The organism is Bacillus sp. ISL-18 (assembly GCF_018613415.1).
In the GTDB taxonomy this organism is placed as follows: Bacteria; Bacillota; Bacilli; order Bacillales; family Cytobacillaceae; genus Neobacillus.
This window is the reverse complement of record NZ_JAGGQG010000014.1, coordinates 287,288-299,225: the sequence shown is the minus strand read 5'-3', so window position 1 is coordinate 299,225 and position 11,938 is coordinate 287,288. Positions and strand designations below refer to the sequence as shown.

14 protein-coding genes are annotated in these 11,938 nt (G+C 39.0%); 6 read left to right on the top strand and 8 right to left on the bottom strand.

What is annotated here, in order from left to right:
* Positions 1–16 precede the first annotated feature (16 nt).
* Positions 17–1,018, top strand: coding sequence for a permease (locus J7E81_RS22095; RefSeq protein ID WP_308162257.1), 1,002 nt, complete (start codon positions 17–19; stop codon positions 1,016–1,018).
* A 12-nt stretch (positions 1,019–1,030) separates the two neighbouring features.
* A complete protein-coding gene (locus J7E81_RS22090) occupies positions 1,031–1,945 on the top strand; it encodes a TIGR03943 family putative permease subunit (RefSeq protein WP_215045602.1) in 915 nt (304 codons plus the stop codon).
* 78 nt (positions 1,946–2,023) lie between these two features.
* On the opposite strand, the gene J7E81_RS22085 is transcribed toward J7E81_RS22090, so the two are convergent.
* A complete protein-coding gene (locus J7E81_RS22085; RefSeq protein WP_374104076.1) occupies positions 2,024–2,668 on the bottom strand; it encodes a YcnI family copper-binding membrane protein in 645 nt (214 codons plus the stop codon).
* 264 nt (positions 2,669–2,932) lie between these two features.
* Positions 2,933–4,114 carry a NupC/NupG family nucleoside CNT transporter gene (locus tag J7E81_RS22080; protein WP_215045601.1) on the bottom strand — a complete coding sequence of 394 codons (1,182 nt, stop codon included), beginning with the start codon at positions 4,112–4,114 and terminating at the stop codon, positions 2,933–2,935.
* 199 nt (positions 4,115–4,313) lie between these two features.
* Here J7E81_RS22080 and J7E81_RS22075 point away from each other — a divergent pair, with 199 nt between their 5' ends.
* A complete protein-coding gene (locus J7E81_RS22075) occupies positions 4,314–5,075 on the top strand; it encodes a TrmB family transcriptional regulator (RefSeq protein ID WP_215045600.1) in 762 nt (253 codons plus the stop codon).
* A gap of 29 nt (positions 5,076–5,104) precedes the next feature.
* Here J7E81_RS22075 and deoD read toward each other — a convergent pair whose 3' ends face one another.
* Positions 5,105–5,809, bottom strand: a complete 705-nt coding sequence (deoD, locus tag J7E81_RS22070; protein ID WP_215045599.1) for a purine-nucleoside phosphorylase — start codon at positions 5,807–5,809, stop codon at positions 5,105–5,107.
* Positions 5,810–5,858: 49 nt separating this feature from the next.
* Entirely contained in the window at positions 5,859–7,025 is a 1,167-nt protein-coding gene (locus J7E81_RS22065; protein WP_215045598.1) for an MFS transporter, read from the bottom strand.
* 402 nt (positions 7,026–7,427) lie between these two features.
* Between J7E81_RS22065 and J7E81_RS22060 the strand changes: the two genes are divergently transcribed.
* The gene (locus tag J7E81_RS22060; protein WP_215045597.1) at positions 7,428–7,658 is read left to right on the top strand and encodes a spore germination protein; all 231 of its coding nucleotides are present in this window, start codon (positions 7,428–7,430) and stop codon (positions 7,656–7,658) included.
* A gap of 158 nt (positions 7,659–7,816) precedes the next feature.
* On the opposite strand, the gene J7E81_RS22055 is transcribed toward J7E81_RS22060, so the two are convergent.
* Both J7E81_RS22055 and J7E81_RS22050 read right to left on the bottom strand, forming a co-directional pair.
* Positions 7,817–9,001 carry a 3D domain-containing protein gene (locus tag J7E81_RS22055; protein ID WP_215045596.1) on the bottom strand — a complete coding sequence of 395 codons (1,185 nt, stop codon included), beginning with the start codon at positions 8,999–9,001 and terminating at the stop codon, positions 7,817–7,819.
* A 209-nt stretch (positions 9,002–9,210) separates the two neighbouring features.
* Complete coding sequence (locus tag J7E81_RS22050; RefSeq protein WP_215045595.1) at positions 9,211–9,633, bottom strand: hypothetical protein; 423 nt, start codon at positions 9,631–9,633, stop codon at positions 9,211–9,213.
* A gap of 218 nt (positions 9,634–9,851) precedes the next feature.
* On the opposite strand from J7E81_RS22050, the gene J7E81_RS22045 reads away from it, so the two are divergent.
* A complete protein-coding gene (locus J7E81_RS22045; RefSeq protein WP_215045594.1) occupies positions 9,852–10,265 on the top strand; it encodes a helix-turn-helix domain-containing protein in 414 nt (137 codons plus the stop codon).
* Between the two features lie 316 nt (positions 10,266–10,581).
* Here the strand turns inward: J7E81_RS22045 and J7E81_RS22040 are convergent, their stop codons facing one another.
* Positions 10,582–10,806: a hypothetical protein gene (locus J7E81_RS22040; RefSeq protein WP_215045633.1), complete on the bottom strand. Its 225-nt coding sequence runs from the start codon at positions 10,804–10,806 to the stop codon at positions 10,582–10,584.
* Positions 10,793–11,167, bottom strand: coding sequence for a single-stranded DNA-binding protein (locus tag J7E81_RS22035; protein ID WP_215045593.1), 375 nt, complete (start codon positions 11,165–11,167; stop codon positions 10,793–10,795). Before J7E81_RS22035 ends, J7E81_RS22040 begins: the two co-directional genes overlap by 14 nt.
* Positions 11,168–11,413: 246 nt before the next feature.
* Here J7E81_RS22035 and J7E81_RS22030 point away from each other — a divergent pair, with 246 nt between their 5' ends.
* Positions 11,414–11,845: a YwpF-like family protein gene (locus J7E81_RS22030; protein WP_215045592.1), complete on the top strand. Its 432-nt coding sequence runs from the start codon at positions 11,414–11,416 to the stop codon at positions 11,843–11,845.
* Positions 11,846–11,938: the final 93 nt, after the last annotated feature.

The following is an 11,938-nucleotide window of genomic DNA, read 5'->3' as shown; positions in this document are numbered from 1 at the left end:
GAGGAGGTAGAATGTTGTGACCTTTTTTCATAAGATGGTAAAAGATAGCCTGGCTTTACTATTATTTTGTTTATTCCTGTTTCTATTTCTCTTTTCGGAGGAGCTAAAAAACATCTCTTTGTTTACTAGAATCCCTAGCATATTTTTTAATGTAAATACCATTTTTCTTAGTATTATTTTAGAAGCCATTCCCTTTATTTTACTGGGTGTATTTGTATCAGCCATTATCCAATCATTTGTGTCCGAAAATGTCATCCGAAGAGTTTTGCCCCGTAATGCCTATTTAGCCCTTATACCAGCTGCATTACTAGGAATCATCTTTCCGATATGTGAGTGTGCCATTGTTCCTGTTGTTCGCAGGTTAATAAAAAAAGGCATGCCTTCCCATGTAAGTGTTGTATTTATGCTCAGTGCTCCCATCTTAAACCCTGTCGTTTATGCGTCTACTTATTTTGCATTCAAAAGCACGCCTTATGTAGCCAATGCACGGATGTTTATAGGATTTATAAGTTCCGTCATTATTGGATTAATCATTTACAGACGTTTTAAAGGTGAAAATATTCTAAAAGTACAGCAGGAAGGTCACCACCTCCACAACCACCATCGAGGAAATAAACTATTAGAAACCCTCTATCATGCTAGTGATGAATTATTTGATACAGGAAAGTATTTATTTATAGGTGCATTTCTTGCCAGTTTATTTCAAGCCTTCTTAGACCGCAATGTTCTCTTATCAATAGGGACAAGCACCACCTTTGCACCAATGGCTATGATGGGACTAGGATACGTCCTTTCGGTATGTTCTTCAGCCGATGCCTTTCTCGCCTCGTCATTTGGTTCCACTTTTACAGAAGGCTCCATCCTAGCCTTTCTCGTCTTCGGTCCTATGATTGATATAAAAAACACTTTAATGTTATTCGGTTATTTTAAGAAAAAGTTTGTCCTCTATCTACTAGTGGTAACTCCTCTTGTCGTCTACTTTTCCGTTTATGTTTTTCAGCTAATTTTTTTTAAATAGGGGTGTCGAAAGATGAGGCCAAATAAAGTCCAAGATGTTTCTTTTCATCATCTTATCAGGGGAATTATTTTAATAGGATTTATGCTGCTGTTATTTAAATTACTGCTAACGAATAATATTTCCCTATTAATTGCACCAAAAATGATTCGATTTATTTACTTTACTCTCTTTATTTGTCTGATTCTTGGCGTTCTTCTCATTATAAGAGGAACATCAGGGAAGGATCATTCGTATCAATGTGATTGTGACGGGGATCATACTTATCCTTCCTCTTTCGGGAAAAGTGTGTTTCTTTATTTATTGTTTATTATTCCTATAACCACTGGCTTTCTTTTTTCAAACAATGTGCTGGGCAGCTCGGTTGCAATGAACAGAACGATTAAATTGGGAGCCAGCTCTCAACCCCCTAAACAAAATAACAGTTCGAATTTACCATCAAAACCTACTACCAACAAATCGAATCCATCCACGAACACGCAAAGTGTACTTGATAACCAGCCTGAGCCTTTAACTCAAACAGAATATAATGAATTGAAGAATAAACTTGTAAAGGCTGATCGTATTACTATTGACGATAACCAATACGTAAACATCATGAACATTATTCAAGATAATTTAAATGCCATGATTGGAAAAACGGTAACCACAAAAGGATTTGTCTATCGGGAAAAAGAATTTATGCAAAACCAGATTATTGTGGCTCGCTTTGGAATCACATGTTGTGTTGCCGATGCCTCGGTATATGGAATGATGGCAAAAGGAGAGGTAGCCACATTGCCGAAGGATAAATGGGTTCAAGTAACAGGGAAAATTGAGAAAACACAATTCAATGGGGAGACCATTCCCGTATTAAAAATTGACCAGCTTTCAAAAATTACTGCTCCACAGCAGCCCTATGTATTTGATGTAGGCATTAAAATTGAATAGGCCTTTATTTCCATACTCCAAAACAAGATTAAACGAAAAAAAGACCTGTTCACGAAAAAACAGGTCTTTTTGGTTTCATTATTTTTTACGGAAAGCACCGACAAGTGCCACTAGTGAAAGGATAACAGACAAAATCGATAGGATAAGAGGAAGGGAATTAGATTTCGCAGTATCAGCTGCTTTCGCTACTTCCTTTTTACTAGTCTCTTTTGTTGCAGCTTGATCATCATGATGATCATCTGTGGCAGTTCCTGCGATAATTTCTGTGATTGCATGGGGTGTTTTGGCTGATTCGTCTCCTGTCCATTCAACAATACTGCCGTCTTTATAATACTGATAAGCATCCCAGGCAATCTCGGTCGCTTGATCAGGGTTTTTAGCGACAAAGGTAAACTGTTGGAATTGACCAGGTAAAATTCCTGCTCCTGTCGCTTCAAATGTAATCGATTTTACCTTGCCACTTGCTTCCTTATCAGCCGTATAGTTCCAGCCAGGGACGGGTTGATACGACATAATTTCTACCCCAGCAGGTGCTTTTAAGGTAACTTTCGTGGTTGCTACTTCTTTTTCGACTGGAACTTTTACCGTATAGGTTTCCCAAGCTCCCGTTGTCGATGTGTTCGGAACGACGGTTACATGTGCACTTGCAACGCTTGCGAATGAAAATAATCCTAAAACGGTTGGTAAAATTACTTTGGAAATCTTTTTCAATGTTTTCTTCACTTCTTATCTCCTCAATCTTGTATTTTTTTGACTGCCAGTCCAAATCGAAGCAGCCTCTGTTTCAGTAATTGCTCCACTGTTTGTAGAGAGGTGATGATTTTATCACCATTACATTATTATAGTTTTTTAATATAAACAAGTTAGAAACGTGAATTTTTTGTGAAAATTTAACTTTGAAATCACACATTTCCACAAAAAAACTTCCCTGTCCTCATAAAAAGAAGACCTCTTAAATACCATGCGTATTTTGGAGGTCTTCTTTTTCTATAAAACAATACTTACAATCACAGCTGATAAAACACTCACTAATGTGGCGCCATACAATAATTTTAAGCCAAAACGAGCGACTGTATTTCCCTGCTTTTCATGTAAGCTTTTTACGGCCCCGGCAATAATTCCGATTGAAGAGAAGTTTGCAAACGAGACAAGGAATACGGAAATAATCCCTAATGTCCTTGGGTTAAAGCTAGATTGTATTTTCGTTAAATCCATCATCGCTACAAACTCATTCGTGACCAGCTTGGTTGCCATAATTCCTCCAGCCCGGACTGATTCTGAAAATGGGACACCCATGATAAAGGCAAGCGGTGAAAAAACATATCCTAAAATTTCTTGGAATGATATCCCGAAAATCAGATCAAATACGTCATTAATTCCAGCCATTAATGCCACAAAACCAATTAACATCGCCCCAACAATGATGGCTACCTTAAAGCCATCGATAATATATTCCCCGAGCATTTCAAAGAAGCTTTGTTTTTCCACGTCTTGGATCACTAGTATATCCTCACTGGGATTCACTATGTAGGGGTTAATGATCGAGGTTACGATGAACCCGCCGAATAAATTAATGACCAGTGCGGTGACCACATATTTTGGTTCAATCATGGTCATATAGGCTCCGACGATGGACATGGAGACGGTCGACATGGCCGAGGCACACAGCGTATATAAACGGTTTGCTGGCAGCAGACCCAGTTGTTTCTTCACCGTGATAAACACTTCCGATTGACCAACGATTGCCGAGGCTACTGCGTTATATGATTCCAGTTTTCCCATCCCGTTCACCTTGCTTAAAGCTAGACCTATCGCCTTCATAATGAAGGGAAGAATTTTTAAATACTGAAAAATACCAATTAAGACGGAAATGAACACAATCGGAAGCAATACCGTTAGAAAGAACGGCGCTTCTCCTTTATTGGCAAGCCCGCCAAATATAAACGAAATCCCGCTAGCTGCGTACTCTAATAATTTACTAAACACTTCAGCAAATCCTCTGATCAAAACCAAACCAAAGGTTGTATTTAATAATAACGCAGCCAAAATCACTTGAATCACAATCATAAGGATGACTGGCTTCCATTTAATCTGGTTCCGATTATTGCTGGCCAGATACGCTAGTCCAAAAACGACTACTAATCCAATAATGGCAATGATGTACTTCATAGTTAAGTTCCTCCATACTGTCTTTCTTTTCTGAATTCGCTTACAATTAGACGGAAAATTTTTTAACAACGATTTATTACTATACAAGTAGTAACCAACCTTGTAAAGGCGGATTAATCATAAGAAATATTTTACAACAGTCGTTTTATCCCCTATGATTACTTTAGTGTTTCCAATTTTTTAAAAAGAGGTCAGAATGATGCTTAGAAAGTTTGGATTTTCTCAATATGAAAGCCAGGTATATGAAGTTCTGGCGTCTTCGAGTGAGCCGTTGGATGCCACACTCATCGTTAAATATTCCGGCGTTCCCAAGGCAAAGATTTATGAAGTGCTGACGCGGATGGTTGAAAAAGGTCTCGTATTAGACTCTGTTTCCGAAAAGAAGAAACTCTATACCGCTCTGCCTTTAAATCTTGTTATTGAAAAATTAACCAAAGAATTTGAAGAAAATATAAGCCAATTGAAAAATAATACCTATCAAAACAATCGCTCGGATGATCGCGTCTGGAGTCTAAAGGTGGATTCTTCCATTCAACTCCAATGTAAACAGCTTCTTCAAGAAGCGAAGCACTCGATTCAAATTTCCGTTTGGAAAGAAGACTTCCAAGCATTTTTGCCTATTTTAATCGAAAAAGAACAATCCGGCGTAAAAGTCGAGGCCCTTGTTGTTGGGGATGTCCAAGCATCAGCCTTATCCTCCCTGCTTATCCTGTCGCCTAATGAAGAACACCGCAGATTAGAGAAAAACCGCCTCATCATTATTGATGAAGAGACGATTTTGTTTGCCGGTGTTGAAAACGATGCATGGCAGGCGATGCTGACAAAATCAAAGCCATTTGTGAAGTTTTTTGTCGAGTTTTTCTACCATGATGTCGTGTTAACAAAAGTAACAAAAAAGTATGAAGATCAGTTAATGAATGATGAAGAATTTAAACATCTACTGTTACGGCTTCGCTATTAATAAAAGGCAAAGGGGAGTTCCCCTGCCTTTTATTTAGTTAGCGTTTCTAGAGCAATAACGACCATATCATTAAAGGTGGTTTGCCGCTCTTCCGCTGTGGTATCTTCCCCGGTAAAAATATGATCACTGACAGTGAGAATAGAAAGAGCGGAAACGCCATACTTGGCCGCTAATGTGTACAAAGCGGTTGTTTCCATCTCCACAGCCAATACCCCGTAATCTCCCAACTTCTTGACGATCTCCATGCTGTCACGGTAAAACAGGTCAGCCGATAACACGTTGCCTGCCTTAATGTCCATGCCCCTTTGAGTCCCATTTTCAAAAGCTTTGGTTAACATTTTAAAATCTGCACATGGTGCATAATCAATCCCGGGGAAATTTTGACGATTGATACTTGAATCCGTAGAGGAAGTCATGGCAAGAATGACATCTCGGACATGAATATCCTTTTGAATGGCGCCACAGGAACCAACCCGAATTAAGTTTTTCACCCCATAATCGCGGATTAATTCATTTACATAAATCGAAATGGAAGGGATCCCCATCCCTGTTCCTTGAACGGAAACTCGTTTTCCCTTATACATTCCTGTAAATCCAAGCATACCGCGAACCTCATTGTAGCAATGGACCTCTTCTAAAAAAGTCTCAGCGATATACTTCGCCCTTAATGGATCTCCAGGCAGTAGAATATTTTCGGCAATTTCACCTTGTTTTGCATTAATATGAACACTCATTTGATCATGATTACAGAGATCGTATCACCTGTAATCATGTTCACCTCCTTTAAATTTGTTTTGCCTCTCTACTTCTCACATTTCCCCGTGTAATCGAAAAAATGGCGCATAGTAAGGCGATGAAGACAAAAATCCCGCCAATAGAGGCGTTATATAAAACGGAATACTGATTGATCACCATTCCGCCAATCACGGATCCTAACGCAATTCCCACATGTAAAGCTGAATTATTTAAACTTTGTTGAATATCAGATGTCTCTGGTGAGGTCTCAATTAAATAGTTTTGCTGCGCAGGTGTAATCGCCCAGCTTAACATACTCCACACCATCATCACGATGACAAACAGGATGATAGAAAAAGTTACTTTTGGCAGGACGAACATCACAAGGCAAAAGGTCACCACAATCGTCAAAATACTTTTCTTTGACCCCCACTTATCCGCCATAAAGCCGCCTAGTCCCCCGCCAAAGACAGCAGAAATGCCAAAGATAAAATAAAAGAAACTTACCCATGTTGAATCAAGATGTAAGGTTGTTTTTAGAAATGGCGTCAGATACGCATAAAGTGTTAAATGACCCGTTAAAAACAAGACCGACGTTAGTTGAGCAAACAAAATCTTTGAATTTTTTAAGGTGTTTAATTGCTTGCCAAGCGAGATAACCGGTTTGGGTTCGATTTTTCCAAGAAAGAAATAAACCCCCATCATTGAAATAAGTGTAAGGATTGCAATGAACAGAAATGGTGAACGCCAGCCAAAGTGATTCCCTACGATAAGTCCCGCTGGTACTCCTAATACTAAAGAACCGCTGATTCCCATAAAAATAACCCCAATCGCTCGGGCACGAAATTCTTCTTTTACCATACTAGAACCAATCGTTACACATAGGACTACTAATAACGATCCACTCGCAGCCGAGATCATTCTTGATAGGAAAAGGACAAGAAAGTTGGGACTTAAAAAGGCCACAAGATTTCCCACCAAAAACAGGCTTAGTGTGATAAGCGCTAATCGTTTCCTCTCGACCTTTGCGGTTAGCGTTAACAGGACAGGTGATGAAATGGCAAAAACAAGTGAATAGATGGTGATTAGTTCACCAGCTTTACTCACGGAAACGCCTAATCCGCTTGAAACAATATCTAAAATACCGCCGACAATTAATTCAGCCATCCCTACTACAAAAGACACAATAGCTAAAATATATACTCTAAAATTCAACAGATCTAACCTGCCTTTCAGTGACGCACTCATTTGGTTACTACCATAATAGTAACCTTGTTTATATGTCTAATGCAAGGACTTTTTTTATGGAAAGCAGAAAGCCTTTGTTATTAAGGAAATATTGGTATTTCCTAATTCAAACGGAATTTTGCCGTTTATTTTTCAAAACACAATGATATCTATATTCCGTGAGCAAAAACGACCGATATTTATGAAAAAAACGAAAAAACCCTAACGGAAAGTTAAGGTTTACATTCTAAGCTATATGAGAACATCTTTAAACTATTCAAAAATATGGTTTACGAAAAGAGCCTTCTTCTATATAGTTCAGCCTCTTTCGAAAATAGTAGGTCTTTGGACAATCATTCTTGATCGTACACAATAGGATGAATTAGGACGGTGATTACAAAAATGAAATTCTTCATCAATATCACAAACTTTATTGTGGACAGCCTTTCGAATAATGCCAACATTAATTATGGACCGACTTATCAAAATAGTCATACCGCTAATTCAACCATTATTGGCAGTACGATTAATATTGGGGATAACGGCACGATCATTTCTAAAAGTATCAATAAAGGGAATCAAACTACGCTTCCTAAGGATAGTAACAGTGAGGAAAACTAAATCACCATTATTATGGTGTTAGTACTACAAATGGTGACAGGCACCAAAAAGGCATCAAAAAAAAGAGACCTAACCGTTTTATTGGTTAGGTCTCTTGTAATGTTAAGAACTATTAAGCTTTAGTTAATTTAATTCTAGTAGTCCCGCTTAAATGGCATCTAATTTAAGATGACAAGTTTTACGGTTTTTCTTCCAAAAGCAAGGGCTGCTGCTTTATTTGGCATTAATACATCGATTCTGTGGCCCTTAATGGCACCGCCTGTGTCACCAGCAATCGCTACACCATAGCCCTCTACCCAAACTCTGCTTCCAAGCGGAATAATTCTTGGGTCTACGGCAATTATTTTCATATTTGGATTTGCCCGAACATTGTGACCCATAGTTGTAATTCCGGAGCATCCAGCACATTCGGCCGTATACGCCGTTGCTGTTACATACATTTCTTTACCTTGTGCAGCAGCTTGTGAAGTTTTGTTACCTTGTGAAGCTGTTTTATTTGCTACTGGTACAGCTATCGGTCTAGCTGTAGCTGCTCGAGCTTTTGCTGCGGCTGCCGCTGCGGCCGCACGAGCCTTCGCTTCTGCCTGTTCCCTTTGGATGGCTGCTTGAAGGTTATTCATTTGTGACTCAATCCCAGCTTTCTCTTGCTGAGCCATTGCCACTTGTTGAGAAACTTGTGCATATTTCTGTTGCATCGCGGTTAAAGTTTGTTGTCTTTTTTGCATATTTTGGTCAAGCGCAGCCTGCTGATCTGCAAGCGCTTTCTGATCCTCTTCTAACACTTGCTCTTGCTGATCAATTACTGCTTTATCTTTCTCAATCTGCTTCAGGTCCTCTTGTTGCGCCGTCAAAATATCTTTATCTGCATCAATTAGTTCGGATGCAGCACTAGCACGCTGGATGAACTCTGTAATACTGTCAGATTCAAAGAATAGGTTAATAATTAAATTAACGTTACTGTTTTGCTGCATCGCTACTGCCCGCTTTTTCATTACTTCTTGCCGGGCCAACATTTTATCCTCGATCGCAACGATTTCTTCTTTTTTCTCTTCAATTAACTTATTCGTTGCATCGATTTTTTCCTGTGTAGCTGCCATTTCATCTCTGTTTTTGGCAATCTCATCGGAAATGGATTTTAACTCATTTTGAATATTTTCTATATCTTTATTAACCGCTTGTTGTTCTTGTACTTTTTGCTCTACTACTTGTTGCTTTTGCTCGAGTTGAGCTTGAGCATTATGTAGTGCCTCAGTGTTTGTTTGTGCATATGTAACCATTGATCCCGATACACATAACATAGTTGTAAGTAACACGAGAATTATACGCTTTCTTGTCGTTTGCATACTTTTCTCCCTCCTTATTAACTATATTTATACCAGACTAATGTAACAGTTTTGTTACAAACACAATAAAAGTGTATCACATTTTGTCTTATTTAATGAGAAAGTGTCTTTTCTGTGGCATAACAGTGTCAGTTTTTGGACAACCTGGCTAATTATTCTACTATCATAGATTGATATAGTGTTAATATCATTTATGGTGACAGGCACCACTAATTGCGGCTTACCTCTAGCTTCTTTTCTACGGCGAGGATGCGTTGTTTTTTCTTTCTTTGTGACCGTTTTTTGCGGTAAGGCGAGGTGCTTAAATAGCTAACTTTGTCTGCTACCCTGACAATAAAGTTGGTAAACACCTCTAAAACTTCTTCTTCCGAAAGAATTTCACCCGTTTTGGTTATCTGCAAGGAACTTTGTTGATAGGAGAGTACAATTTGGTAATTTTGAATATGGATTAAAAGGCTTGCCTGTTGCACTAGGGGGATGGACTGATAGGATTCGCTCAATGATGGCGGGGTAGCTGGGAATGACTCGTCTGATAATAAGAAAGCATCGTAAAGGCTTGGTTTTCTCGTAATTCGTATTTCCTGACTGCTAATCATTTCTCCAATAAACATCAATATCGTAATGTTATCCAAACACAAAACCTCCAGTTATGACAATAATTTACAATCAATTTTTATTATTCGACAATAATAACAGCAACTCCTGTTTAGCAGCCTCCAAAAAACACAAGATTTCCCCATTTGTGCATGATTTTCACGGTAACAAATGTGCACAACCTTCACATTCCGGCTTTTCCATCTTTTAAACCGTTAAGTTAAAAACATGAATTGTTCTTACGGCGGTGAAAGAGATGGCTTTATCAGAAAAATTAAGAGAACTGCGTGATAAGCAAAACTGGTCGCAAGAAACACTTGCGGATATGATGAAAATGCACCGGTCCACGATTAGTCGTTACGAAACCGGAAAAGCGATTCCCAATTACCAGACAGTCATACGGTTTGCGGAGATTTATAAGGTGGACAAGGAGTATCTTGTGGATGAGCTCAACCAGCTGCTTCCAAGTGTCGAGGCACCGGGTTTTGTATTAAAGGAAAAACTCGAAGATCCGGATGTTGGTCTGATTTTTCAGCTGATGCAGAATGAGCCCGAATTAAAGAAGGCACTGATTGAGTTGCACCTAATGCCCCCTAAACGCAGAAGTTTCTATTCCGACACAATTACAACGTTCATAAAGGTAAATAAGAGGCATAAAGACAAAATGTAACACCAAGAAGCCGCTGACATTAGATCAGCGGCTTCTTTTTAAAAAAACAGGGGGGTTTTTCTACTAGTTTACCCTCCGCGCTGATATCTATACATTCATTATTCAGAAAAGTCGCTTTTGCATAAAAAAACGGCATCTGTCATGATGCCGTAAAAAGAGGAGACGATCGGGGAAATGATTGATTTTTTATACGAATGGAAATAACAATAGCGGAAATCATCAGTCTAACCAATGAATAACAGTCGTGTCGTGGATGAGCTAGTCAGTTTATTAAAAATACCCGCTCTGACCCGAGTCGCGAAAGGAAACATATATTTCAAAGATGTAAAGGGAATTTTTCAGTAGAGTGATGGTGATGACGCGGGTAGATTTCTAAGGGGTCACTTTCCTTTACGACAATCTGCTGCTCCCGAATCAGCGATTCCAGCTGACGTACCCGGACCTGCAGGCTGTCGACATTTTTATTGGCTTTTCCAACCATTTTAATTAAACTTTCAAGCAGCTGCTCCAAACTGCCCTGTTCCTCCTCATGATATCCCAACGGCGGTTTCCTCCTTTCTTTGCTCTGGTACAACATCGTGCGGCTTGGCACTTAGAAAACGAATCGTTTCTGCCACTACCTCGGTGACATACACCTTTTTCCCCTCCTTATTGTCGTAATTGCGCGATTGAAGTCTGCCGGTAATGCCCACCACCGTTCCCTTTCGACAATATTGGCAGGTGTTTTCTGCTGCCTTCCGCCAAAGTGTACACGGCACAAAATCTGTCTCAATCTCGCCATTATGATTGCGGAACGGTCGACTTACTGCTAGGGAAATATGCGTCACAGCCGTTCCTTCCGTTGTCTTTTTCAACTCTGGATCCCGGGTTAGCCGGCCGACTAGTGTGACTTGATTAATCATACTTTCATCTCCTTCACCATTTGATGGTTTTATCATAGCGTTAGTGTTACACTGTTGTAAAATGGCGATAAAATGATTATCCTGGCTGTTTTTGTTTCAAATTTCATTTATCTCCCCTGTTTATGTCATTGATCCTCCCCATTTTCCCCGATAAAACAGATTAATCAAGTTTCGACAAAAAGTTTTCGACATTCGCTTTTGCCCCACATATGCTATAATTAGGAAAAAAATAAATAGGAGGTAGCGATGAAATCTTTTAAGTTGTACTCATTGGATGTAGTTGGTGATGAAAACTCAATGGAAATTCCGTTAGTGGATGGCTTGATTCTAAACAAAGAAGATGAACACTCCACGTGGCTGCTTGAGGCTTATACGAACCTGTCCCTCTATGATTATTTTAAAAAAATCTCTGAAGAAGACCGTGACATTATTTTGGAAGCGGTTATCACCAAGAAGGAGAACGCCCCTGCCTATTTTCAAACTAAGATCTGCTCGCTCATTCGATTCGAAGAACATATAAGTGTCCTATTCCAAGGCCAAATGCGCCGCAATAAGAGTGATTATTCTGAGTTATTGCTCGACAGCCTGATCGAAAAAGGTTTCAAAGGACCTGATCTATTAAAAGAATTTAAAGAAAAAATGCAAAGTAAACCTAAAATTAAAGTGAAAAATCCTTAAAACCAGCCCATGCTGGTTTTTTATTTTTATATAAAGGAAATTCACACCTTGATAAAACAACCTATATTTGTAAATTTTTGTTGCCTTTTTGAC